Annotated in this window: 19 protein-coding genes and 1 pseudogene; 16 read left to right on the forward strand and 4 right to left on the reverse strand. The window is 46.4% G+C overall.

The window, feature by feature from the left end; translation table 11 throughout:
- Nucleotides 1-76: 76 nt before the first annotated feature.
- Nucleotides 77-886 (reverse strand): cytochrome C assembly family protein, encoded by an 810-nt coding sequence (locus tag E5Y90_RS03175; RefSeq protein WP_151205019.1) that lies wholly within the window; start codon nt 884-886, stop codon nt 77-79.
- A gap of 138 nt (nt 887-1024) precedes the next feature.
- On the opposite strand from E5Y90_RS03175, the gene ffh reads away from it, so the two are divergent.
- From ffh to E5Y90_RS03190, 3 genes are all read left to right on the forward strand, one after another.
- Nucleotides 1025-2431: a signal recognition particle protein gene (gene ffh, locus E5Y90_RS03180; RefSeq protein WP_151205020.1), complete on the forward strand. Its 1407-nt coding sequence runs from the start codon at nt 1025-1027 to the stop codon at nt 2429-2431.
- Nucleotides 2432-2582: 151 nt separating this feature from the next.
- Nucleotides 2583-3158: an RBBP9/YdeN family alpha/beta hydrolase gene (locus E5Y90_RS03185; RefSeq protein WP_174659387.1), complete on the forward strand. Its 576-nt coding sequence runs from the start codon at nt 2583-2585 to the stop codon at nt 3156-3158.
- Nucleotides 3159-3344: 186 nt separating this feature from the next.
- Nucleotides 3345-3950, forward strand: a complete 606-nt coding sequence (locus tag E5Y90_RS03190) for an RBBP9/YdeN family alpha/beta hydrolase (RefSeq protein WP_174659388.1) — start codon at nt 3345-3347, stop codon at nt 3948-3950.
- On the opposite strand, the gene E5Y90_RS03195 is transcribed toward E5Y90_RS03190, so the two are convergent.
- On the reverse strand, nt 3904-4644 hold the full coding sequence (locus E5Y90_RS03195; RefSeq protein ID WP_151205023.1) for a type III pantothenate kinase: 741 nt from the start codon (nt 4642-4644) through the stop codon (nt 3904-3906). The two genes, E5Y90_RS03190 and E5Y90_RS03195, sit on opposite strands and share 47 nt — an antisense overlap.
- A gap of 14 nt (nt 4645-4658) precedes the next feature.
- A complete protein-coding gene (locus E5Y90_RS03200) occupies nt 4659-5414 on the reverse strand; it encodes a biotin--[acetyl-CoA-carboxylase] ligase (RefSeq protein WP_174659389.1) in 756 nt (251 codons plus the stop codon).
- A gap of 27 nt (nt 5415-5441) precedes the next feature.
- Between E5Y90_RS03200 and E5Y90_RS03205 the strand changes: the two genes are divergently transcribed.
- The 5 genes from E5Y90_RS03205 to ligA all read left to right on the forward strand — a co-directional run bounded on the left by E5Y90_RS03205 (nt 5442) and on the right by ligA (nt 13761).
- Complete coding sequence (locus E5Y90_RS03205; RefSeq protein ID WP_174659390.1) at nt 5442-6245, forward strand: sulfite exporter TauE/SafE family protein; 804 nt, start codon at nt 5442-5444, stop codon at nt 6243-6245.
- Nucleotides 6246-6434: 189 nt separating this feature from the next.
- Nucleotides 6435-7130, forward strand: a complete 696-nt coding sequence (locus E5Y90_RS03210) for a GntR family transcriptional regulator (RefSeq protein ID WP_151205026.1) — start codon at nt 6435-6437, stop codon at nt 7128-7130.
- Between the two features lie 11 nt (nt 7131-7141).
- A complete protein-coding gene (gene smc / locus E5Y90_RS03215) occupies nt 7142-10594 on the forward strand; it encodes a chromosome segregation protein SMC (RefSeq protein ID WP_174660549.1) in 3453 nt (1150 codons plus the stop codon).
- A gap of 1 nt (nt 10595) precedes the next feature.
- On the forward strand, nt 10596-11627 hold the full coding sequence (locus E5Y90_RS03220; RefSeq protein WP_174659391.1) for a cell division protein ZipA C-terminal FtsZ-binding domain-containing protein: 1032 nt from the start codon (nt 10596-10598) through the stop codon (nt 11625-11627).
- A gap of 94 nt (nt 11628-11721) precedes the next feature.
- The gene (ligA, locus tag E5Y90_RS03225) at nt 11722-13761 is read left to right on the forward strand and encodes an NAD-dependent DNA ligase LigA (RefSeq protein ID WP_174659392.1); all 2040 of its coding nucleotides are present in this window, start codon (nt 11722-11724) and stop codon (nt 13759-13761) included.
- A gap of 88 nt (nt 13762-13849) precedes the next feature.
- Here the strand turns inward: ligA and E5Y90_RS03230 are convergent, their stop codons facing one another.
- A complete protein-coding gene (locus tag E5Y90_RS03230) occupies nt 13850-14917 on the reverse strand; it encodes an SDR family oxidoreductase (RefSeq protein ID WP_174659393.1) in 1068 nt (355 codons plus the stop codon).
- Nucleotides 14918-15259: 342 nt separating this feature from the next.
- Here E5Y90_RS03230 and ftn point away from each other — a divergent pair, with 342 nt between their 5' ends.
- The 8 genes and pseudogenes from ftn (at nt 15260) to E5Y90_RS03270 (ending at nt 24697) form a co-directional block, all read left to right on the forward strand.
- A complete protein-coding gene (ftn, locus tag E5Y90_RS03235) occupies nt 15260-15724 on the forward strand; it encodes a heteropolymeric bacterioferritin subunit Ftn (RefSeq protein ID WP_151204903.1) in 465 nt (154 codons plus the stop codon).
- Between the two features lie 309 nt (nt 15725-16033).
- A complete protein-coding gene (locus E5Y90_RS03240; RefSeq protein ID WP_174659394.1) occupies nt 16034-17845 on the forward strand; it encodes an ABC transporter substrate-binding protein in 1812 nt (603 codons plus the stop codon).
- Complete coding sequence (locus tag E5Y90_RS03245; protein WP_174659395.1) at nt 17826-18155, forward strand: hypothetical protein; 330 nt, start codon at nt 17826-17828, stop codon at nt 18153-18155. Before E5Y90_RS03240 ends, E5Y90_RS03245 begins: the two co-directional genes overlap by 20 nt.
- Nucleotides 18156-18229: 74 nt before the next feature.
- Nucleotides 18230-19099, forward strand: a complete 870-nt coding sequence (locus tag E5Y90_RS03250; protein ID WP_174660531.1) for an IS982 family transposase — start codon at nt 18230-18232, stop codon at nt 19097-19099.
- A 9-nt stretch (nt 19100-19108) separates the two neighbouring features.
- Nucleotides 19109-20845 (forward strand): annotated as a pseudogene (locus E5Y90_RS03255) (M3 family metallopeptidase); the annotation flags it as partial.
- A 17-nt stretch (nt 20846-20862) separates the two neighbouring features.
- Nucleotides 20863-21801, forward strand: a complete 939-nt coding sequence (locus E5Y90_RS03260) for an ABC transporter permease (protein ID WP_174659396.1) — start codon at nt 20863-20865, stop codon at nt 21799-21801.
- Between the two features lie 8 nt (nt 21802-21809).
- Nucleotides 21810-22955, forward strand: coding sequence for an ABC transporter permease (locus E5Y90_RS03265; protein WP_174659397.1), 1146 nt, complete (start codon nt 21810-21812; stop codon nt 22953-22955).
- Nucleotides 22956-22963: 8 nt separating this feature from the next.
- Nucleotides 22964-24697 (forward strand): ABC transporter ATP-binding protein, encoded by a 1734-nt coding sequence (locus E5Y90_RS03270; protein ID WP_174659398.1) that lies wholly within the window; start codon nt 22964-22966, stop codon nt 24695-24697.
- The last annotated feature ends 62 nt before the right edge of the window (nt 24698-24759 follow it).

Raw genomic sequence — 24759 nt, forward strand, 5'->3', positions numbered from 1 at the left:
TTTTTAATGCACTTTGACCATAATTTTTGAATATGACCGTCTCATGACAACACTTAGATATAATGTTGGCTTTCGGTTAGCGTACCAAAATCATTTCCAGTACAAACTTGGAGCCAATAAAGCCCAGTGCCAGCAGACCAAAGCCAATCAGGGTAAAACGCACCGCTTTCTGACCGCGCCAGCCAAATTTCCAGTGTCCAATAAGCAGGGCACCATAAACCAGCCAGGAAATAATACTAAACACCGTTTTATGTGCCAGATGCTGGGCAAAGAAATTATCAATGGTAAAGAAACCAAAGCTTAGTGCCAGTGTCAGCAAAATGAAGCCGGTCATCAGCATATCGAATAGCAAAGATTCCATATCCTGATAAGAGGGCAATAAATTGACCCAGACCCGGCGTTTCTGTTTCTTTTTCAGTTCACGGTCCTGAAAACGCAGAATAACTGCCTGAATGGTGGCCATCAGCAGCACGGCATAGGCAGACAGAGACAGGATAATATGAATATCCAGCCCCAAAGAGTTTTGTACAGTAATTTTGGCGGGCTGGGTAAAGGCAAAACCCAGAATTAACCCGGTAGCAGCCACCGGAATACCAATCAGGTTTAGCGCAATAATTGGCCGATATGTGCTATAGATAATACTCAGCAGTAACATCAACCCCGAGGTAAAGGAAAACAGGGCAAAAACATCATAATTGATCCCCAGTGGCGTATACATATCGCCGGAGACCACCAGCGCATGCAGTAGTAGTCCCACCAAGGCCGTCAGGCCAACAAACCATTGATTTGGAGCACGTTTAGCCATCAAGTGAATGAACAGATACCAGAAGGAAGCGGTATAAGCGACTAATGCTAAGATCGTATAAACCAAGGGGAGGCTAACCATGTCAAACCTTTTTAAGGGTGATGAATATTCATTTATATAAATTCGCTGCGAACTACAGTATCCTATAGCATTCTATGCATAAATTTTCTATTTTAAGAAACAATTTTTTGCTACTGGCTATTTTAAGCGGATTTTGCAATGTTTGATACCTTAACAGAACGACTCACACAGAGTTTAAGAAATGTTACTGGCTCAGGGCAGCTAACCGAAGACAATATTAAAGATACGTTACGTGAAGTACGTATGGCACTTCTTGAAGCCGACGTTGCGTTACCTGTAACTCGTGAATTTATCGCGAAAGTTAAGGAAGAAGCATTGGGCCAGGAAGTGATGACTCAGTTATCCCCAGGGCAAGCCTTCGTCAAAATTGTCTATGACGAATTGACCAAAATGATGGGCGAGGCCAATGAAAGCCTTGACCTGGCTGCTAAACCCCCGGTGGTTGTGCTGCTGGCCGGTTTGCAGGGTGCGGGTAAAACCACCACTGCAGCCAAACTTGCACGCTTCTTGCAAGAACGTCAAAAGAAAAAAGTCGCGATGGTCTCTGCCGACGTCTATCGTCCGGCGGCGATTAAGCAGCTTCAGACTGTTGCCGGTGAAGTTGGCGCAATCTTCTTAGAGTCAAATGCTGACGAAAAACCAATTACCATTGCCAACCGTGCTATTGAGCAGGCAAAAATCCAGTTTGCTGATGTGCTCATTGTCGATACCGCAGGACGTCTGCATATCGATGATGACATGATGGATGAAATTAAAGAGCTACACGCAGCGATTAACCCGACTGAAACCCTGTTCGTGGTCGATGCCATGACCGGTCAGGATGCGGCCAATACTGCCAAAGCTTTTAACGATGCCTTGCCTTTGACCGGTGTGATTCTGACCAAGACGGATGGTGATGCGCGTGGTGGTGCGGCACTTTCGGTACGTGCCATTACTGGTAAACCGATCAAGTTCCTCGGGATGGGTGAAAAGCTGGATGCTCTGGAGCCATTCCATCCGGAGCGTGTGGCACAGCGTATTCTTGGCATGGGTGACGTGCTGTCTTTGGTCGAAGAAGTTGAACGCAAGATCGACAAAGAAAAAGCCGAAAAAATGGCGAAGAAATTGCAAAAAGGCGGCAGCTTCAACTTTGAAGACATGCTGATGCAATTCGAGCAGATGAACAAGATGGGCGGCATGATGGGCTTTCTGGATAAACTTCCGGGCATGAGCAATGCAGGACTTCAAGATGCGATTGCGCAGGCGAATCCTGAAAAGCAAGTGAAGAAAATGGAAGCGATTATCCAGTCGATGACCATCAAGGAGCGCCGTAATCCGGAGCTGATGAATCCCAGCCGTAAAAAGCGTATTGCAGCAGGTTGTGGCATGGAAGTGTCAGAAGTGAACAAGCTGATCAAGCAACATGCACAAATGGCAAAAATGATGAAGAAATTTGCCAATCCGTCGGGTATGGCAAAAATGATGAAATCACTCAGCGGTTTACAGAAACAGTTTGGAGGCGGCGGTGGCATGGGTCCACTGTTCGGCGGCAATGATAAAAAGTAAGGTGTTGAAATAAAAAAGGCGCGCAATGCGCCTTTTTTATGGGCTGGTTTTTCTTGCGCTTTTGTTTAAACAAAACAACATTTGCTTACCCAAATCCTCGATAAAATCAGGCAGACTCGACAGCATTAAAATAAATAAAGGCAAAATGCAGATGGCTCAGGTGATTGTGGTGCATGGTTATACGGCCAGCCCGGAAGAAAACTGGTTTCCATGGATTCAGGAAAAAGCTCGGCAACAACAGGTAAGTTTAAAAGTCTTGAAACTGGACCCGTCAACGACGCCAAAGCTGGAAACCTGGGATCAGCAGATGCGTGAACAGATTGATGGAATAGATGAAAACAGTATTTTCATTGCGCATAGTCTGGGCTGTCTGGCCACCTTGCATTATTTAAGCCGTGAACTAAAAAATCAGAGAATCAGACAGCTGGTGCTGGTTGCCGGTTTTAATGGCCGGCTCGGGCGTTTAGAGGAAGTGGACCCTTTTATTGATGCCGCTCAGGTAGATTTTGAGAGACTGAAACGTCAGATTGACGAGCGTGTGGTGATTTATTCGGAAGCTGATGACCGGGTATTGCCTGAATTTAGTTTAGAGCAGGCAGAAAGTCTGGATGCTATCGTGATCAGTGCCGAGCATCAGGGACATTTTATTAATTCTCAAGGCTGTACAGAACTGCCTGAAGTCTGGCGGGTAATTGAACCTTATTTAACTAAAATTCCATCTGATTAAACTGTGCTCACTTGCTGATTTAGAGCTTAAAGGCTTTAGATACATGATTTATATAGAAGCTAATCTATAGACAAAAAGTATGCAGAGCAGAAGCCAGCACTGTTGGCATGCTCTTTTCTAAATAATAAAAATGAATACAGCAGCGAATCGTCTGCTTTCTTTAAAATTTAAAATAAGTCAATCACCATGACCCATAGAATAAAAAAAGTGTATATCGTACCCGACTATCAAGCCACGATTAATGATCACTGGTATCCATGGCTTAGCCATCAGATCAGGAGAGCCGGATTTCAGGCCAAGCGCGTCATACTGGCCAATCCATTTCAACCCGATCTGGACGAATGGCAGCAAAACCTGCAAGTGCAGATGCCGCAGCTGGATGAACACAGCATTATTGTGGCTCATGGGTTTAGTGCTTTGAGTGTCTTACAGTTTTTGCAAAAACAGCCGGGCTTTCAAGAACAAAAAATTGGAGGATTGGCTATAGTGGCGGGTTTTGATACGCCCTTGGTGGCTTGGTCTGAATTAAATAAAATGATTCAGACAGTACGATTAAACTTTAGGGGATTACCGCAACATTATCAGCGGGCAGTAATGTTTGTGTCCAGCAATGACCCTTATGTGCCTGCACCAGTTTCACTGCGGCTGGCTCATACCCTGAACGCTCAAATTTTTGAAATCAGGGAAGCAGGCCATTTTTGTAAACGGGACAGTTATACTGATTTTCCTCAGTTACTCACTGTGATCATACGTTTTCTGGCAAATGGTCTGCAAAGTGCTGTAGGCCTTTAAGCAGCAGATCCGGTTCAATCACAGGGTCAAACTGTACCAAATGTTGGGCAAATAAGGGAGCATCGCCACCGGTCAGGATCAATTGTGCCGGAAAATGTTCCAGTACTTTTTGAATGGTACTGAGCAGCCCCAGCAAAATGCCATGATGTACGGCATCAATGGTATTGCGTCCCGGAGAAAGCTCCTCAAAGGCAGCATCCGGAATTTTAATGCCCTTGGTATTTTGAATCAGGGAATCGCGTTGCAAATACAGGTTCGGCAGAATATAGCCCCCGAGATGATATTGGCCCTGGGTCAGATCAATGGTCAAGGCAGTGCCACAGCTGATCACACAATAATTTTGTTCAGCTGATTTGGCGACTGCGAGCACTTGCAGCCAGCGGTCGATGCCGAGCTGGGATGGCTGGTCATAACCGCAGTGCAATCCTGCATATTCAGCCTGCACTTTGGCACAGATGACAGGTACATTCAGCTTCTTGAGTATTTTTAGAATACGGTCATTACTTTTTTTATCCTGAACTGAAGAAACGCCGACTTGCTGCAAGCCTAGCTCTTTAAAATGCTGGATCAGTCCAAGCAACAGGTCAGTGGGAGACTGTAAATGCAATTCAGCCGCATGCTCAATAATCTGATCCTGCTCGGTGATCCAGTATTTAAGCCGGGTATTGCCGATATCTAGCCATAGTTTTTTCATAGAGCTTGCTCTGTTCAGGTAGGGTTTTTAAGGCGAAGTTGACCCTGATAAAAAGCTTGAACACCCTGACTGGTGGCAATTTTTACTGCACCATCATCCTGAATGCCCAGAAAAGTTCCTGAATACTGCCCTTGCAGATCCGTGAATTCAACCGTTTGTTGTATAAATGCTGCAGAACGGTTAAAACGCGCCGCCAGATTTTGGCAGTCATAATTAAACCATTGACCGGCCTGCTGGATCGCCAGATAAAGCTGGGCAATCAGTTCCACTCTTGAGGTCTGCGTCAATCCCAACTCGCTTAAAGAACTGACCTGCTGGTCGGGTATCTCGGCAGAGAGAGGATCAATATTCAGGCCAACACCGACTACTACTTGCCGGGTTGAAATCGGTTCCACTAGAATGCCGCCCCATTTACCTTGGGGGCTATACAGGTCATTGGGCCATTTGACTTGAAGATTCAGTCCTTGCAGGCTCGGCATTTGCAGGATATTTAACGCAATTTCCAGCGCCAGACGGCCATCTATTGCTTTTTGTGTATGTAGCAATGTGCTTAAATAGATATTTCCTTCAGGCGAGACCCACTGACGCTGGCGTTGTCCGCGCCCCTGGGTTTGCACCCGGCTACAGACCAGTACGTGTTGTACATTTTTGCTGGCCAGTTCGCGTACATCATCATTGGTTGATGTGGTCACGGGCTTGATTAATAACACTTCAGGGAGTTGGCCTGCATCGCTTAAACGTTGCTGCAGTTCGCGAGTTTCTACATCCATTTGAATCTAAACGTGGTAAATGTCGTTATGGAGTTAATCATATATTTATTGATTGGTGCAATCGCAGGATTCGCCGCAGGCCTGTTTGGTGTCGGTGGTGGTCTGATCATTGTACCCATCCTGTACATTGTTTTTACCCAGCTCCAGTACGATCCAGGCGTGATTATGCATATGGCAGTAGGCACTTCTCTGGCCACAATTATTGTCACTTCGATCAGTTCGGTGATGGCACATCATCAAAAAGGTGCCGTTTTGTGGCATGTGTTTCGTAATCTGGCTCCCGGTCTGATCGTGGGCTCATTTTTCGGAGCGGGAATTGCCGATTATTTATCCGCTCAGGGCCTGCAACTCTTAATCGGCTTCTTCGCCGTCTGGGTCGCTTTCAGAATGTTTAGGGGTGCCCATATACAGATTAATCCGAACCAGCAGCTGCCTTCGGCCCCCCTACAACTTGCAGCAGGTGCAGGGATTGGGGTAGCTTCAGCGATTTTCGGAATTGGGGGAGGCAGTCTGACGGTACCTTTTTTAAATCGTTGCGGCGTCGCGATACAAAAAGCAGTCGCGACCTCAGCGGCCTGCGGACTCCCTATTGCACTTGCCGGAGCGATCGGTTTTATCTGGTTTGGACAGCAGGCACAGGTCAATGTAGCGAATACCATCGGTTATATCCATATCTATGCTTTTATCGGGATTAGCCTGATGAGCTTCTTTACCGCAAAGCAGGGTGCAAAAGTGGCACATCGATTGTCACCAGCGATGCTCAAAAAATGTTTTGCCGGCTTGCTGACCACAGTCGGGCTATATTTTATCTATCAGGGCTTTATTGCCTGATTTGTCTCTTTTAAACCAAACTTGATCAGGAGAATCGACTTGTATTCTCCTTTTTATCGGGCTGGATTGGCTGTACAGACACAAGATTGTCTGACAATGTCAAAGTATTTCCTACAAAAAAACCGTTTAATCAATGAAAGTTATTCAGAATGACTCCATTTGCATCAATAAAAATAAGACAGGAACGGTATGCAACAACAAGAAGCACACAGTTTATCTGTACAGATTGCCAAGCACATCAGTGAACAGATCATCCGGGGCGAGCTGGTCGAAGGCGAGCGGATTCAGGAACTTAGAATTGCATCGGAGCTGGACGCTAGCCGCGGTTCAGTGCGTGAAGCCCTGCTTTTACTGGAACGCACCCAATTGATTGAAATCTTCCCGCGCCGCGGAGCGATGGTCTCGGAAATGTCCGCTTTGCAGGTACGTGCCCTATTTGAAATGAGTGCCTTGCTTCTGGGACAGATGGTGCATCGTATGGCTGAAAGCTGGCGTAGCCATGAAGCTGAGCGTATTCAGCTATTATTAGAACAATTGGAAGCCGAAACCCGCCAAGGTCATACTGAAAAGTTTTATGATTTAATCTTTCAGGGGATGGCCCAGCAACCGGAAATGGTGGGAAATCCTTATCTGATGCGCTACTACCAGGAACTATTACCTTCCTTGCGCCGTAGCTATTTTTTGACCCTGAATATTTCCAGACGTGAGCTACAAGAATCTTTCGAGCTGTTTAAGCTGGTTACTGAAGCAATTTTGATCCGAAAATCACATCAGGCCTCTTTATTTATGGAAGATTTTTGTCGACACTTACGCAACCTTGTGTTGGAATCTCTGACACGAATGAAACAAATTGAACTCGCGTGGGCCAGACGCTCACGACGTTAAATCAGGACACTATGCGTTTAAGCAGCTTAAAACTTTCAGGCTTCAAATCTTTTGCTGACAGCACCACGCTACACTTTAAAGATAATCGTACTGCGGTGGTCGGGCCGAATGGTTGTGGGAAATCCAATGTGATTGATGCCATTCGCTGGGTCATGGGTGAATCTAGTGCCCGCCAGTTGCGTGGTGGCAGCATGCAGGATGTGATTTTTACCGGAACCGCCAAGCGTAAACCGGTGGGCATGGCCAGTGTAGAGTTACGTTTTGACAATACTTATGGCAAGCTGGGCGGGGCTTATAATGCCTATAGCGAGCTGGCTGTACGGCGACAAGTCAACCGGGATGGCAAGTCTGAATATTTCCTGAATGGCAGCAAATGTCGCCGTCGCGATATTACCGATATTTTCCTGGGGACCGGTCTGGGACCACGTTCCTATGCCATTATTGAACAGGGCATGATTAACCGTCTGGTCGATGCCAAGCCGGAAGAAATGCGGGTCTTTATTGAGGAGGCTGCTGGCGTTTCGCGTTATCAGGCCCGTCGCCGCGAAACCATGCTGCATCTGGACCACACTACACAAAACCTGTCTCGTCTGGAAGATATTGCTGCTGAACTGAAAGCTCAGCTAAAAACCCTGAAACGCCAGTCTGAAACCGCGATTCAATATAAAGAGCTGGAAGCAGAGATTCGTCAGATCAGGGTTGAAGTGCTTTCGTTCCAGTCGGAGCAGAGCCAGCGCCTGCAAGAAGAATACACGGTGCAGATGAATGAACTGGGTGAAAGTTTCAAGCTGGTCCGTTCAGAGCTGACGACGGTCGAGCATGACTTGGGTACCACCAGCGAGCTGTTCCAGCGCCTGATCCAACAATCTACACCGCTACAAAGCGAATGGCAGCAGGCGGAAAAAAAGCGCAGTGAACTGGAAATGACTTTGCAGCAGAAGCAATCCCTGTTGCAGCAGAATTCCAATAGTCTAATCAAACTGGAAGAGCAAAAAGCCCAGACCAAAGAACGGCTACAGTTGACTGAACTACAACTGGAAACCCTGCAAGCACAGCTTGAAGAACAGACAGTACAGCTACACCAACAGGAAGGCCAGAAGCAGAATCAAACGCAGCAGCTGGCAGAGCTTAAATCTCGGCAAGCAGCAGTCGCGGCCCAATTTACGCAAATTAAAACCCAGGTAGAGCAGCAGCAACAGCGTCAATCACAGATGTTGGCGCAAAGCGAACAGCTGGCAAAAAATATTGCCCGTATCGAGCAGCAAAAACAGACCTTGGCTCAGCAAGTTAGCCAGATTCAGCAGCAAGTACAGCAGGATGAGCTGGAATATGATCAGCAAGATAGAGCCCAGGCTGAACAGCAGCTTGCAGGCCATGAAGCCCGGCTGCAAGAACTCAAAACTCAACTCGAGCAACTTCAGGCAGAACAGGTCACGTATCAACAGCGTCTGATGCAGCTGAAATCGAAAATTCAGGTGCTGCATTCAGAACGGAAAAACCTGAGCCAGTTACTGACAAAAGTCCATCCACCGGTCAAGACCGATAGGGTACAGCTCATGCAGGTCTTAAAGCTTCAGCCTGCGGCCAAAGTCCATGCCGCTTTGATCGAGAAGTTTCTGGCCAAATGGCTCTCGGCTCAAGTGCTGACACAAGATGAGTATTTTATGGAGAATCATGCACGTCAGCTCAAGACGCAAACGGTGCAGCTCCAGATACAAATCGCCGGCTTGCCCTGTCTGGCGGACTGGATTGCCGCGCCCGATTATTCACTCTGGCAGCAGGTCGCCGTTGCCGAATCTTTTCATGCCGCTTTAAGCCTGCAACCGCAGTTACAGCCGGGTCAGTCGATCCTGAGTCTGGATGGCTACCATGTAGGGCCAGACTGGGTCATTGCGCTGGATTATGATGCACATAGTCAGGCTGGACAGGGTGCGCTCAGCCATCGTATTCGTCTGGATGAGATTGAGCAGCAGCTTACTGAGCTTGAACCACAGCTTACAGAGGCGGAACAGCAACTCCCTGAGCTGAATCAACAGATCGCAGCCCTACATCACCAGATTCAGGCGAGTAGTGAGCAGCAGAAGCAGGCGCAAAAACAGTTACAACAACTTGATTTAAATATTGCCAAAGCCCAGAGTGCGACACAGGCCTTTACGCTACAGAAGCAGCAATTACACAATCAATTGCAACAGCTGGAAGAGCAGCTGGAAGAAGATGCCATGCAGAAAGATGATCTGGAAATTGATCTGCATACTTTAAACCTGAAACTGGAGCAGGCACTTCCGCAGTATAAAACCCTGCAATTTCAGCTGGAAGAACTGAATACTCAGCTGGAAGATGCACAGCAATTGAGCCAGCAGGTACAGCAGGAAGCGGAATTGTTGCGCCGGCAAAGTGTCCAGAGTCAGCAACAGCTCGAATTACTGGAAAAAGATCAGGTCTTTTTAAAACAGCAATATCAGCAAATTGCGCTCCAGATTGAGCAGGCCAAAAAGTTTGTTGATCCGGTACAGTTGGAATTACCCGCGCTACATAGCCAGTTTAAGGAACAGGCGCAGATCACGGAAAAACTGCAAAACACCTGGGCAGACTGGCAGCTTGAACTGAAGCAGTTGCAGGACAAACAGCAAAATTTAACAGAACAGCGACATCGCTTTCAGCAACAGGATGAGAGAATCCGAACCGAACTGGAGGCGAAGCGTCTGGCCTGGCAGGCAGCCAAATCAGATTTACAGCATTATTCAGAACAGCTAAAAGAGATGAATAGTGAGATGATTTCCGGTTTGACGCTGGATGTACAGGCACATCAGGCCAAGCTGGAAAAAGCCCAGGCTAAGTTTGACAAATTGGGCGCAGTCAATCTGGCAGCTTCCGCAGAATACGAAGAAGTTTCCCGACGTTATGAGGAACTCAGCCACCAGATGCAGGACCTGGAAAATACAGTGGAACAGCTCCAAGCTGCCATGAAAAGTATTGATCAGGAAACCCGTAAGCTGTTTATGAACACTTTTGATCAGGTCAATGCCGAGCTGCAACACCTGTTCCCGAAAGTGTTTGAAGGCGGTGAAGCCAGCTTGAGTCTTGAAGACGGATGGCAATCGGGTGTAAAACTGATGGCAAGACCCCCGGGCAAACGCAACAGTTCGCTGGCTTTGCTGTCTGGTGGTGAAAAGGCCCTCACGGCATTGGCTTTGGTCTTCGCGATTTTTCGTTTAAATCCGGCGCCATTTTGTGTGCTGGATGAAGTGGATGCACCGCTGGATGATGCCAATGTGGGGCGTTTTTGTAATTTAGTCAAAGAGCTTTCTGAACACGTGCAATTTATTTATATTACTCATAACAAACTTGCAATGATGATGGCGACTGATCTGTTAGGTGTAACCATGCCTGAACCAGGCACATCAAAACTAGTGACAGTAAATTTGGAACAGGCAAAAGAATACGGCTTAGCTGCGGAGGTATAACATGGAAATCACCACAATTATCGGGATTATTATTGCAGTTGTAATCATGCTGCTCGGCATCAAAATGATCTTTAAAAAACCTGCTGAAGCTATCCCTTCTCTTGATGCAGATCTCCATATTGACCCGGACAGCCAGACGCCCGTTATTCCACGTCATGTGCGTTCACAGCTCAACAAAAAAGAAGCAGAAGCGGTAGAGCGGGTAGAACCACGCCTGCATGAAGAAACCCCTGTAGCGCTGTCTGCAAATCCCGACCAGGTCGAACCGGGACTTGCAGATGCAGCAAGTGTGGCAAAAGCAGAGAAGCATCAAGCTGTTACAGCAGAGGCTAAACCTGCCCCAGAACAGCTGGAAGATACACCGGCCGATGTGGCAGCCACTAAAGCAGGCTCAGAACATCAAGCAGAATCTCAGCCGCAAGAGCAGATAAAAACTGAAGAAAGCAAAGCAGATATGACCGAAACGGTGCATGACTCAGCGCCTGAGTTCAGCCTGAACAGCAATATCGAAAAAGCTGAAATCTCTGAATTTAATGATGAAAGCAGCATTCTGGATGCACATCTGCATGAGCAAAAAATTGTGGATGAAGAAAGTGCGCTGGCCAATGCTGAAATGATCATTTCATTGCATATCTATCCGCAAAACCGTGTACTGTCGGGTGATAAAACCCTAAAAGTCTTGTTAAAATACGGCTTGCGTTATGGCGAGCTGGCCTGTTTCCACCGTTATAGTGAAGATGGTTCCAAACTGCTTTTTTCGGTGCTGCGCATGACAGATACTGGCATGGAAGGCTTTGATCTGGAAACCTTATCTACTGAAGAAGTGAAAGGTTTGGCTTTCTTTCTGGCACTGCCGCATAGCGATGTGCAAAATGCCTTTGATACCATGGACAGTGTTTCACGCCTGATTGCCCGCGAAGTAGACGGGATTGTCTATGATCAGAATCATCAGGAATTCACCCCGCAATTACGTGAATTCTGGCGTCATCAGGCCATCGATTACCGTGCCGGACAAACTGCTGCAGAAGCTTGATTTGCAATATTGAATCTGTCAGTTCCGATTTTTATAATAGCCAACAGCTGAATGTGTATAGGGCGGATTAACCGCCCTTTTTTATGGTGAAATTATGACCCAAGATGCCACTGTCATTGCGCAAATGCGTCAACTGATTCAACTGCTTGCCCGGCATAATCATGCCTATTATGTAATGGATCAGCCAACCATTGAAGACAGTGAATATGATCAGCTTTTTCATCAGCTTAAAGCGCTGGAACAACAATATCCACATTTGAGACAACCGGATACGCCAACCGACAAGGTCGGAGGGCAGCCGCTGGCAAAATTTGTTTCCGTGACTCATGCAGTGCCTATGCTGTCTCTGGGCAATGTCTTTAACCAGGATGATCTCTTTGCCTTTGCTCGCCGGATTGAAGAGCGTTTGCCAAAGCAGACAATTGAATATGATGTTGAATTAAAGTTCGATGGTCTAGCAATTTCTCTGTGGTATGAACATGGGGTGCTGGTGCGCGGTGTCACGCGGGGTGATGGCGAAACGGGTGAAGATATTACCCAGAATGTCAAAACCATCCGGAACTTGCCAAAGTTTCTGGTAGCGGTGAATGGAATTATTCCAGAGCTGCTTGAAGTGCGTGGTGAAGTCCTGATGCCGAAGTCCGGTTTTGAACGCTTGAATGCCGCCAATCTGGACAAAGGGGAAAAAACCTTTGCCAATCCACGAAATGCTGCGGCAGGAAGTTTACGCCAGCTGGATCCGAAAATTGCCGCTTCACGCCCTCTGGCATTTTATGCATATGGCATTGCCCAGTGCGTACCGCATCATGGTCAGAACAGCATGTCAGCCAGTCTGGAATGGCTGAGCCAGTTCGGATTTGCAACCGGAGAGCAGCACTTTATCTGCCAGTCGATTGAGGAAGTGCAGGCTGTTTATGAACGGATGATTCAGCAGCGGGCTGACCTAAGCGTGGAAATTGATGGCTTGGTCATTAAAGTCAACGACCTGAAACAGCAGCAGCAACTCGGCTTCTTGAGCCGTGAACCGCGCTGGGCCACTGCCTATAAATTCCCAGCCGTGGCGGCCATTACCACAGTTGAGCATATTGACTGGCAGGTCGGCCGCACTGGTACCTTGACCCCAGTGGCGCGCTTGAATCCAGTTGCAGTGGGTGGCGTCACGGTTTCCAATGTGACCTTGCATAATATAGGCGAGATTCACCGTCTGGATGTACGGATTGGTGATACCGTGAGTGTCTATCGCAGTGGAGATGTGATTCCTAAGGTTGAAAAAGTCTGGCCGGAATTTCGTCCTGCCGATGCACTTGAGGTTCGTTTGCCAAATACCTGTCCGGTCTGTGATTCACCCGTAGTTATGCCAGAAGGTGAGGCACTGGCACGCTGTTCAGGGGGGCTATACTGTGCGGCACAGCGGATCGAGGCGATTCGTCACTTTGTTTCGCGTAAGGCCATGGATATTGAAGGTCTGGGCGACCGCTGGGTAGAATCGCTGTTGCATCTGAATCTCTTGAAAGATATCTCGGATATTTACCATCTGCATGAGCATCGTGAAACCTTGCTTGGTATTGAAAAGATGGGAGCCAAATCGGTCCAGAACCTGCTGGATGCGATTGAAAACAGTAAGAAAACCACACTGGCAGCATTTATCTATGCACTCGGTATTCGAGGGGTAGGTGAAACCACGGCGCGTATGCTGGCCAATACCTTCCAGACTCTGGACGCCTTACGCCATGCTGATCTTGAAACCTTAAAGAAAACACCGGATGTGGGAGATATTACCGCAGAGTGGATTATTGATTTCTTTCAGGCACCGCATAATCTGGAAGTGCTGGATCGTCTGCTTGCCGCAGGCATTCACTGGGATGCACCGGTTGCTCCGACTCGCCAGCCACTCAATGGTGAAAGTTGGGTGGTGACCGGAACCCTCAGCAGTATGGGACGTGATGAAGCAACGCAATTATTGCAAACCCTCGGTGCTCGGGTGAGTGGTAGTGTATCTGCTAAAACCAAATGTGTGGTGGCTGGAGAAAAGGCCGGCTCGAAACTGGATAAGGCTGAAAAACTGGGCGTACCCGTGATAAATGAAGAGCAGTTTATTGATTTGATGCATAATTATGGCCTGCTGGAAGCTTAAGCTATTTTCTTGGCTTTTTAATCGCCTCTAAAAATTAAAAAAGACACCTTCGGGTGTCTTTTTTAATACTTTCAAATCACTCTCCCGGTTAAGGGATATAGCGTTTGACCAGTCCGTCATCAAGAAGCTGCTGAAAATGCTCAACCAGACTTTCTTGTACCGGACGATATTGAATCCCGAGCTGATCCTGACTTTTTTGTGCATTAAAATAAATTGGATAGCCCATGTTGAGTTCGACAAATTTCCGGCTAAAACCGGCAAGTGGGCCGAACATCTTAAATGCAGTTTTAGGTAACTGATTGCGTGGGAAAGGAAACTTGGCACCAAAAGCTTTACGCAAAATTTTTCCCATCTCCAGCAGGCTTAAAGTCTCACTACAAATAATATAACGGCCTTCGGCTTCGGGATTAAATGCTGCACGGAGATGTGCTTCAGCGACGTCTTGTACATCGACAACCCCATTCCACATAGGCGGAACACCCAGCAAGGTCAGACCATTGGCAAACTGTTGCAGGACTTCCACGCTGCCAGACTGGGTGTTGGGGGTAAGGGATTCTCCAAATACCAGAGCAGGATTAATACAAATCAGATCCCAACGGTCTTGCGCCTCCGCCATTTCCCAAGCCTTACGTTCAGCCATCACCTTGGAATAAGGATAAGGCTGATGATGCGGGGAGCTGGTCATATTCCAGTGCGACTCATCAAAACGCTGCTGTTCGGTTTGTAAAATATCGATGGCATCGCCATAGGTCGAGGCAATACTGGAAGTCACCACCACGCGTTGAACCGATTCGGTCTTATTGACGCTATTTAATACATTTTCTGTGCCCACAACTGCGGGCTCAATGATATCTTTTACGGGGTCTGTATAATTGGTCACAACAAAAGGCGAAGCCATATGAAACACGATTTCACAGTCCTGCATCGCCGCATCAAAAGAACCCGGGGTTAGCAGATTGGCTGTAAACAGTTTAAGTGTGCCAGGAGCACTGTCGGCAATCTGTTCCAGATGCTTAAAACTTTGCGTCTTGTTTAAATCCCGAACAGTAGCGTGAACGGTATACCCTTGGGTTAAAAGTTTTTGAATTACCCAACTGGCGATATAGCCAGAGGCACCGGTCACGAGCACAGGCGCTGTAGTTGATGGTTGTGTCATAATGAAACCGTTGTTGTTTTAAATTTCCCTGCATCATAAGACAAATCAAGCATAAAATACCCCAATATAATGATATTTATACAAACATGATGAGTATTTTTTATCATGATGATTTTTTACAATTTTTAACGTTTGATTTTTCTAACAAAATTTTGACTTTGGAAAAGACACAAGCAGTTGCAACATCTTGTTTTCTAAACGGGATTTATCTGAATTGAGAGGGTAAATGCAAGTGCTTCTCATTTTAATTATATAAAAATCATATATTTACGTAAATTTAACTTTTGCAAAACCGCACAGTTTTATTCATAATAGATTTTATAAAATAGGGAGTAGTTCAAAATGCGTGGTAATCCAGAAGTCGTAGACTATTTGAATATGCTGATTGGCGGCGAGCTGGCTGCCCGTGACCAATATCTGATTCACTCTCGTATGTATGAAGATTGGGGCTTGAGCAAGATCTTCGAACGAATTGATCATGAAATGCAGGAAGAAGCCCAACATGCGGATGCAATTATCCGTCGTGTCCTGTTTCTGGAAGGCAAGCCAAACATGATGCGTGATGATATTGAAGTCGGTGAAGATGTGGTCAGTTGCTTGAAAGCCGATTTAAAACTTGAGTATCATGTGCGTGAAAAGCTGGCTCAGGGAATCAAGCTGTGCGAGGAAAAAGGGGATTATATCACCCGTGATCTGCTACGCCAGCAAATGTCTGATACCGAAGAAGATCATACGTACTGGCTGGAAAAACAGCTGAGGTTGATTGAGTTGATTGGTCTGCAAAATTATATCCAGTCACAGATGTAAAACATAGATAGAAAATCCCGCAATTTTGGCGGGATTTTCTATATTGAAAGGCGCTATTTTGAAAACCCAACCATTTTTGATAATCCAGACGCGGGCAGATCGTTAAACAGCAAGCCATAACATGAGTGATTAATATAAAATAATAAAATTGAAGCGTGTAATGACAAGGCTTGGGAAAAATAGTAACTCAGATTGCCAGAACCGGATGAATCTTAAATTTAAGTCTATAAAGCTGCTCTTATTCTAAGCAGATTGTGGCATTATCTAGAGCTTGAACCTGTTAAAAAAATAAAGAATTAGATCAAGTGCATGCTAAAAGAAAAATTTTTAACTCCATTTTTACAGCTGACTCGCTGTCTGATCGTAAGCTGTCTGTTTGCAACTGCTGCAGTACCGGTCGGGGCTGCCAATCCAGCCGATCCAAATAAAATCCTGCGTGATGTTTTTTCGGTGGCTGAAACCGGCTTTGATCCGGCTGCGACTCATGATGTCTATTCTGGCCGGGTCAACGCTGCCATTTTTGAAAATCTATTTAGTTATGATTATCTGGCGTCCCCAGTCAAACTGGTACCGAATACGGCAGTCGCTTTACCACAGGTCAGCGCGGATGGTCTGACTTATACTATTCAAATCAAGAAGGGAATTTATTTTGCAGATGATCCGGTATTTAAAGGCAAGAAGCGTGAACTGACGGCTGCTGACTATGCCTATTCACTGAAACGGCTGATAGACCCAACCTTACATTCTCCAAACAGCTGGTTGCTGGAGGGCCGAATCAAGGGGACAGAAGCCTTACTGGCACAAGCTAAAAAAACCGGCAAGTTTGATTATGATCGGCCCTTTGAAGGCATCCAGACGCCGGATCGCTATACCCTGATTTTAAAGCTGATTAAACCGGATCAGAACTTTGCAATGCTGCTTGCCCATCAGCCGGCAGCGGCGGTCGCCAGAGAGGTCATTGAAAAATATCGTAATAAGGCCGGCTTTGTGATGGATCATCCGGTGGGTACCGGGCCCTATCTGCTGAGTCACTGGACACCAGCTTCACGGATCATCTTAACTGCCAATCCGAACTATCGTGGCTTTGTCTGGAACTTTAAGGCCAGTCATCATGCAGATCAGCCTATTATCAAGGCCATGCAAGGAAAGAAAATGCCGCAGATTGGTACCATTGATATTCGGGTGATTGAAGAAGCTCAGTCCCGCTGGCTGGCTTTTAGTAAAAATGAGCTGGATATCAGTGAAATTGAGGGTGATCTGGTGGTACAGGCATTAGAAAATGGTGTACTCAAACCGAATTTAAAAAAGCAAGGCATACAGCTTTCTCGCATTAGCGATCCTTTAATTGGCTATCAGTACTGGAATATGCGGCATCCGGTCGTGGGCGGATTGGCAAAGGAAAAAATAGCCTTACGTCGGGCAATGGCAATGGCATTTTCAACTGAGAAGATGATCAATATTCTGTATAAAGGTGATGCCACTCAGCTACAAATGCCGATTCCTCCCGGGATGGTCGGTTATTCTCCACAGTACAAGAGCAGTATTCCCTACTCAGTCAAGGCGGCCAATCTGCTGCTGGACCGCTATCAATATCAGGTCGGGACCGATGGCTGGCGGCGTCAGCCGAATGGCAAGCCGCTGGAAATTGAGCTGATTGTGGGAAATACCAGCCGTGGTCAACAGCAGGCTGAATTCTGGAAAAAGGCACTCGACAGCATCCAGATCAAGATGGTGAGTAAAGCCATGCCATTTGCTGAAGCCCTCAAGCTGGAAAAGCAGTGCAAGACCATGTTTAAAGGCTCGGCCTGGATTGCGGACTATCCGGATGCTGATAACTTTATGCAGCTGTTTTACGGTAAAAATATCCACATGACCAATAACTCCTGTTTCAGGCATCCCGAATTTGACCGGCTCTATGAGCAGACCCAGAGCATGAATCCGAGTCCTGAACGTGATGCCCTGTATCGCAAGATGTCACGCATTCTGGAGGTTAATATGCCGGTTCTCATGCTGTACAGCAGCTACCGTAATGTACTCACTCAAGCGCGGGTGATCGGCTATAAGAATCATCCGATTTTGTCAGCAGAATGGATGTATCTCGATGTCGATTCTAAAAAATAATCCAACACTGGAGCGATGGATGCAGTCAAAGAAAATGAAAATAAGCACTCTCAGTGTGTTGTTCGTGATGAGCAGTTCCGGGGCAATCGCGGCTCAGCCCTCATTCTTGCCTTTATTTAAGGCAAGCGAGATTCCCACCTTATGTGATGCAAACTTAAAAAAAATGCACAAGCAGGTTAAAAAGTTTGAAAACAAAAAAATAAAAAACAATGCCCGGAGTTCGGCCTATTTGGCAGAGTGGGACAACATTCTGGCCGAAGCGAGCGATTTTATTTCACCGATTGGACTATATAACCCGAATCGCGGATAAGAAATTAACTTGAAAAATAGGAGGACTAGAGCCATCAGTTGAGTTATCACACCAAACTCACAACTCTAGTCCCGATGTTCAATAGTACCGAATTATTCTGTGTAATTGATGATTTCTTTCTTAAATTTGAAGCAACCTACTGGAAATTCCTCAAGCAAAGCCATCACTGCTTAAGAATCCGAAAAGCGCAGCTGAGTATCTCTGAAATCATCTTTATCGCCATTTGGTATAAGTATTCTCACTTCAATAATTTCAAAGCCTTTTTCACCTGGTTAAAAGAAGATAAAAGCCATTTATTTAAGTACTTGCCTTGCTATCAAAGGATGATTCATCTGATCAATATGCACCAATTGGCCCTACACGCTTTACATGTGGCGCTGATGAAAGACCAAGCTACACAATATTTATGGATTGATTCAACAACTCTGCCAGTTTGTAAAAATCAACGTATTCAGCGTCATAAATCATTAGTCCAAATTGCATCACGTGGTAGAAGCTCAATGGGCTGGTTTTATGGCTGTAAATTACATATTGCGATGAATCAATTTGGTGAAATTGCCTGTTCTGCTTTATCAAATGGACATGTTGCTGACATTAAAATGGTTGAACAATTAGCTGAAGGTTTACAGGCGCAACTCTATGCCGACCGTGGCTACATCAGTCAACAATTAAAAAGCAGATTAAAAGAACAAGGTATTGATTTAATTACCTATCACCGAAAGAACATGAAGTCTATTAAATTATCTGCATCAGATGAATATCACTTAAAGCAGCGCAATAAAATAGAAACGTTATTCAGCTTATTGAAAGGACAATACAATTTAGTGACGAGTAGAGCACGTAGTGTTTGTGGATTTCTAGGAGGGATTTATGCTTCATTGTGCGCATATCAATTGAGCCACCGAAATAAGCCAACCATTCGAGTAATCGAATGGTTGGCTTAAACAGGATTCGGGTTATATAGCAATATAGATCCTGATCCGGCCTTACGTCAGGCCGCAGATGATTGTGAGCTTAAAAGTGATCAATATCTGACGGCACTGTATCAGCGTCCACAGCTTTATGTCCAATTTAAGAAATTAACCGCAATAGATGAAATTGATCAGAAATATCTGAAGGATATTCTGGAACAGTTTGAAAAAAACGGCATACAGCTGAGCGCAGACAAGCAGAAACGCTTAAAGGAAATTATGGATGAGAGCACCAGACTCTCTCAGGATTTCTCCAAAAACGTACGGGATAATCAGGACAAGGTTGAATTTAATCCAGAGGAAATGAAAGGTTTGCCAGACAGTTATATGGCAGGCCTGAAGACAAATACCCGGGGGAATTATGAATTAGGCTTTGATTACCCGGAATATCAGCCTTTTATGGAGCTGGCAGACAGTGATGCAGCACGTAAACGCTATCAGACGGCGTATAGCCGGCGTGGTACTGAACAAAACCTGAAGCTGATGAAAAGGGCAATCGATCTGCGTTATGAGCAGGCACAACTATTTGGAAAAGACAGCTATGCCCATTTTGCCCTGGCATATCGTATGGCTAAAACCCCTGAAGCCGTCAATGCTTTTCTGGAGGAAGTTCATGCCAAGGTGGCGCCGCTAGAAAAACAGGAGATAGAGGAATTACGTCGTTTCAAGGCAGAAAGCTTAAAAATTCCTGTAGAAACAGCAAAAATTGAGCGTTGGAGCCAGCTTTACTGGAATGAAAAGCTACGTCAGGCCAAATACCAGATTGATCAGGAAAAACTGCGCGATTATTTTCCAACTGAAGCTGCACAGAAATGGTTATTTGCCCTGTCTTCTGAACTATACGGCATCCAGTTCAAGCCGGTGAAAGCCAAAGCCTGGCATGATGAAGTGGAATACTACGCCGTGCATGACACTGCTTCCGGAGAGTTTCTGGGCGGCCTGTATCTGGATAAATACCCGCGTAAAGGTAAGTATGGCCATGCCGCGGTGTGGGGTGTGTATGGGGGCAGCCGTTTAAATGAGCGCCGTCCCATCTCCGTTTTGGTGACCAACTTTAACCGTAAAGGGCTGAACAGCAATGAGCTGGAAACCTTTGTACATGAAATGGGACATGCCTTGCATGGCCTGCTATCTAAAACCCGCTATAGTGAGCAGTCAGGCACATCGGTAGAACGTGACTTTGTTGAAGCTCCTTCACAAATGTATGAAGAGTGGGCACGCCGTTTTGAAACGCTGTCTAAAGTGGCCGACTATTGTGAACCCGCCTGTCCACGCATTGATGCAGCCATGGCCGAGCGCTTAAAAAGCGTCAAAAATTATGGCCGGGGAGCGCATTATGCACGCCAGACCCTATATGCGCAGTATGACATGGCTGTGCATGGCCAAAATGCCTTAAGCCTTGATCCCTTAAAACTCTGGCAGGAAATGGAAAGTCAAACTGCCCTGGGATATGTCTCGGGACAACAGTTTCCGGGCCAGTTTGGGCATTTGATGGGGGGCTATCAGGCAGGTTATTACAGCTATATGTGGTCACAAGTTTTGGCACTCGACATGCTGTCTGCTTTTGGGGAGCATTTGATGAATCCTAAAGTGGGAGCACGTTATCGCACTACGGTACTGGCTCAGGGGGGGCAAAAGCCGGGTGAGCAGATGGTCAAAGACTTTCTGGGACGTGAGCCAGACAGTCAGGCGTTCTTCAAGGAAATTTCAGGACATTAAGTCAGGGCAGGGATATAATGCTGGCATATATAATTCGCAGGATTTGGCAAATGATTCCCACCATGCTGGGTGTGATCTTGCTGATTTTCTTTTTGTTTAATTGGGTGGGAGGAGACCCGGCGTATATTCTGGCAGGGAAAATGGCCAATCTGGAACAGATTGAAAATATCCGGCAGCAGCTGGGAGTTGAACAGCCCTATTATGTCCAGCTCTGGATATTTATCCAGCAGATCGTCAGCTTTGATTATGGCCTGAGCTGGAGTACCGGAGAACCCGTCTCGCAGATTATCATCACCCGTTTGGGACCTTCACTGACCATTTTAATTCCCTTAACCATTTTACAAACTTTAATTGCCATTATTCTGGCGCTGGCTGTAGCTGCTGTACGAGGCTCGCTGACTGACCGCATGATCATGATGCTCTGCACCATTGGTATGTCGATCAGCATTCTGGTGTATATCATCGTTTTTCAGTATGTACTGGCCTATCAGCTGAGCTGGTTCCCGGTTCAGGGCTGGAGCGACAGTCTGACTAATAACCTGTTTCAATATGCCATGCTGCCGATTCTGATTATGCTGGTGGTCAGTATTGCACCGATGCTGCGCTTATACCGCAGCTTTGTACTGGATGAAGTCAATCAGGACTATGTGCGTACCGCACGGGCAAAGGGCTTGCGGGAAAGCCGGATTCTGGGCGTACATGTACTGCGTAATGCTTCAATTCCCATTATTACGGATGTCATGTCGAGCTTGCCGGCCCTGCTGATCGGTGCTTTTTTGATTGAACGCTTCTTTGGCATTCCTGGCATTGGACGTGAAGTGATTATTGCGGTAGAGCGCTCTGATTTTCCGGTTATTAAAGCCATTACCGTATATGTGGCAGTCGCGACCATGCTGTTCAACCTGATCGCGGATGTCATCTATAAATGGATTGATCCGCGTATACAGTTGAAGTAGGTGAAGGTATGCTGAGTGCCATTTTAAAACGAACGCAGGCTCACCAGACAGCTGCATCTGCCTCAAGCGGATTATGGCAACTGGCCTGGCGCCGTCTAAAGCGTGACCGTATTGCCATGTTGTCGTTGTGGATTGTTGGATTCTATTTTCTGCTGCTGATCTTATCTCTCAGTGGCATGCTTGCCAAAGACTGGGATCAGGAAGTGGCGGTGAGCTATGCACCTCCCACTTTTATGAAGAGTACCCCGGCAGTCGAGGTTTCATTTCCTGAAGAAAGCCAGCTCAGAGCGGCATCAGGAAAACCAGTCGAGCCTTTACAAAATAACGGCACGGCATTAAATCTGCAAGTTGCTACTGTGCAGGGAGCAGGTCAGATCATAGAGGATTATGGGGTGGTCGATCCTTTGGCTGAAGATATGCTGGCCATCGAACAGGAACTGGGAGGCCAGTTAATAGATCAGCGCAATGAGCTGAAACAGAGCCTGATTTTTGGTGCGGATAAATGGGGACAGGATATACTGCTGAAAACCATTAAAGGTGCAGAAACTTCGATTCTGGTGGGACTGATTGCCGCAGTAATGTCGGTGGCTATCGGCACGTTATTGGGCGCAGTCGCAGGGTATTTCGGTGGCTGGGTCGATGATGCACTGAACTGGTTTTATAATATTTTTACCTCAATTCCTTATCTGTTACTGATACTGGCCATTGCGGCGGTATTGCAGCAAAAAGGTATTCTAGCCATTATCCTGATTTTAGGACTGACGGGCTGGACCGGGGTGTTTCGTCTGGTACGGGCTGAGTATATGAAGCACACTTCACGTGAATATGTACTGGCTGCCAAGGCTATAGGGGTCAGCCATATGCGCCGTATGTTTGTGCATATTTTTCCCAATGTAAGTCATATTGCGCTGGTACAGATGTCCATTCTGGTGGTGGCCTTTATCAAGTCTGAAGTGATTTTAAGCTTCTTGGGCTTTGGCGTGCCGACAGGTGTGGTGTCGTGGGGTAGCATGCTGAATGAAGCACAAAGTGAGCTGATTTTAGGAAAATGGTGGCAACTGGCAGCCGCCTCCATTGCCATGGCGGTGTTGGTGACGGCATTTTCGATGTTTAGCGATGCACTGCGTGATGCATTAGATCCCAAACTGAAATAGGAGCCAACATGTCTGATCAGAACTTTCATCCAGTCCCTGTATTGCTCCGTGTAGAAAATCTGCGCGTCAGTTTTAAAGATGAACATCAACAATATATTGAAACGGTCAAAAGTATTTCGTTCGAGATCCCCGCCAATACCACCGTAGCCTTGGTCGGAGAGTCGGGAAGTGGAAAATCTGTGACTGCGCTGGCCACCATGGGACTATTGGCCCCTGAAAATAGCCAGATTTCTCCAGACAGTAGAATTATATTTGAAGGACAGGATCTGCTTACACTACCTGTCTGTAAAATGCGCCAGATGTGTGGCAGAGATATCGCCATGATTTTTCAGGAACCCATGTCTTCGCTCAACCCGGTCTTTACGGTTGGTATGCAGATTGCAGAAGTATTAAGACTGCATTTGGGCATGAATAAAAAACAGGCCCGTCAGAGAACTTTGGAGCTGTTGCAGGAAGTGGGTATTCCTTCACCGGAAGCCCGGATTGATGCTTATCCGGGCCAACTATCTGGCGGACAGCAGCAAAGGGTGATGATTGCCATGGCGATTGCCTGCGAACCTAAACTCCTGATTGCCGATGAACCGACCACAGCGCTGGATGTGACCATTCAAAAGCAGATTCTAGACTTGCTTGAATCCTTGCGTCAGCGCAGGCAAATGTCAATTTTGCTGATTAGTCATGACTTGGCCTTGGTCGCTGAAATTGCAGATCAGGTCATTGTAATGCGTGATGGAGAAATCCGTGAACAGGGAGCAGCCAAATCCGTACTTGAGCATCCAAAAGACATGTATACCAAAGCACTTTTACATTGTCGGCCTCAGCTCTCTCATCGGCCACAGCGTCTGCCGGTAATCAGTGACTTTATCCAGCAAAAAGGAGAGCAATGGCTTGAAAATGTGCCCCCAAATCCTGAAAAGCTGACAGAACGTAGCCGAGGCTTAAAGGGCAATGAAGAAATTATTCTGGATGTGCGCGATCTGAATAAATCATTTTATAGCCCCAAAGGCCTATTTCGAAAAGAAGAATTTCAGGCGGTGAAGGGGGTGTCATTTCAGCTGGCCAAAGGTAAAACCTTGGGTCTGGTTGGTGAGTCAGGTTCTGGAAAAACCACCATTGGGCTGTTGCTGATGCGTTTACACCAAGCTACAGGCGGTCAGGCCCTGTTTCAGGGACAAGATATTCTGTCCATGTCAGAAAAGGAATTTAAGCCATACCAGCGCAAGATTCAGATTGTTTTCCAGAATCCTTATGCCTCACTCAATCCACGCTTTAGCGTAGGCCAGATTCTGATGGAGCCGATGCAGATTCATAATATTGGTGCGAATGATGCAGAACGCAAACAAATGGCCTTAGATCTGCTGGAGCGGGTCAGCTTGCCTGCACAGGCTTTTTATCGTTATCCGCATGAGTTTTCCGGTGGTCAGCGCCAGCGGATTGCGATTGCACGTTGTCTGACTTTAAAACCCGAGATTTTAATCTGTGATGAATCGGTCTCGGCGCTGGATGTATCAGTACAGGCGCAGGTGCTGAATTTACTGCAAGATTTACAGGATGAATTTGGCCTCAGCTATATCTTTATTTCGCATGATTTGTCGGTAGTGAAATATATTTCTGATCAGATCATGGTGATGAATCATGGGGAATTGGTGGAAATTGCCAATTCAGATGAGCTGTACCAGTCGCCGCAGCATGAATATACCAAGCGTTTACTCAGCGCCATTCCGCAAGGGATTCCACAATAATATTTTAAGTTCCAAATAAAAATGCCCACATTGTTGGGTATTTTTTATGACTGAACGATGTT

This window comes from Acinetobacter sp. 10FS3-1 (assembly GCF_013343215.1).
GTDB classification, from domain to species: Bacteria; Pseudomonadota; Gammaproteobacteria; order Pseudomonadales; family Moraxellaceae; genus Acinetobacter; species Acinetobacter lwoffii_C.

Excerpts from the sequence above, each read along its gene's own strand:
- E5Y90_RS03205 (WP_174659390.1), top strand. The coding sequence starts at position 5,442 with ATGGAGTTAATCATATATTTATTGATTGGTGCAATCGCAGGATTCGCC.
- E5Y90_RS03260 (WP_174659396.1), top strand. The coding sequence starts at position 20,863 with ATGCTGGCATATATAATTCGCAGGATTTGGCAAATGATTCCCACCATG.
- E5Y90_RS03245 (WP_174659395.1), top strand. The coding sequence starts at position 17,826 with ATGTCGATTCTAAAAAATAATCCAACACTGGAGCGATGGATGCAGTCA.
- ffh (WP_151205020.1), top strand. The coding sequence starts at position 1,025 with ATGTTTGATACCTTAACAGAACGACTCACACAGAGTTTAAGAAATGTT.
- E5Y90_RS03210 (WP_151205026.1), top strand. The coding sequence starts at position 6,435 with ATGCAACAACAAGAAGCACACAGTTTATCTGTACAGATTGCCAAGCAC.
- E5Y90_RS03185 (WP_174659387.1), top strand. The coding sequence starts at position 2,583 with ATGGCTCAGGTGATTGTGGTGCATGGTTATACGGCCAGCCCGGAAGAA.
- E5Y90_RS03270 (WP_174659398.1), top strand. The coding sequence starts at position 22,964 with ATGTCTGATCAGAACTTTCATCCAGTCCCTGTATTGCTCCGTGTAGAA.
- smc (WP_174660549.1), top strand. The coding sequence starts at position 7,142 with ATGCGTTTAAGCAGCTTAAAACTTTCAGGCTTCAAATCTTTTGCTGAC.
- E5Y90_RS03265 (WP_174659397.1), top strand. The coding sequence starts at position 21,810 with ATGCTGAGTGCCATTTTAAAACGAACGCAGGCTCACCAGACAGCTGCA.
- E5Y90_RS03250 (WP_174660531.1), top strand. The coding sequence starts at position 18,230 with ATGTTCAATAGTACCGAATTATTCTGTGTAATTGATGATTTCTTTCTT.
- E5Y90_RS03190 (WP_174659388.1), top strand. The coding sequence starts at position 3,345 with ATGACCCATAGAATAAAAAAAGTGTATATCGTACCCGACTATCAAGCC.
- E5Y90_RS03175 (WP_151205019.1), bottom strand. The coding sequence starts at position 886 with ATGGTTAGCCTCCCCTTGGTTTATACGATCTTAGCATTAGTCGCTTAT.
- E5Y90_RS03200 (WP_174659389.1), bottom strand. The coding sequence starts at position 5,414 with ATGGATGTAGAAACTCGCGAACTGCAGCAACGTTTAAGCGATGCAGGC.
- E5Y90_RS03240 (WP_174659394.1), top strand. The coding sequence starts at position 16,034 with ATGCTAAAAGAAAAATTTTTAACTCCATTTTTACAGCTGACTCGCTGT.
- ftn (WP_151204903.1), top strand. The coding sequence starts at position 15,260 with ATGCGTGGTAATCCAGAAGTCGTAGACTATTTGAATATGCTGATTGGC.
- E5Y90_RS03220 (WP_174659391.1), top strand. The coding sequence starts at position 10,596 with ATGGAAATCACCACAATTATCGGGATTATTATTGCAGTTGTAATCATG.
- E5Y90_RS03230 (WP_174659393.1), bottom strand. The coding sequence starts at position 14,917 with ATGACACAACCATCAACTACAGCGCCTGTGCTCGTGACCGGTGCCTCT.
- ligA (WP_174659392.1), top strand. The coding sequence starts at position 11,722 with ATGACCCAAGATGCCACTGTCATTGCGCAAATGCGTCAACTGATTCAA.
- E5Y90_RS03195 (WP_151205023.1), bottom strand. The coding sequence starts at position 4,644 with ATGAAAAAACTATGGCTAGATATCGGCAATACCCGGCTTAAATACTGG.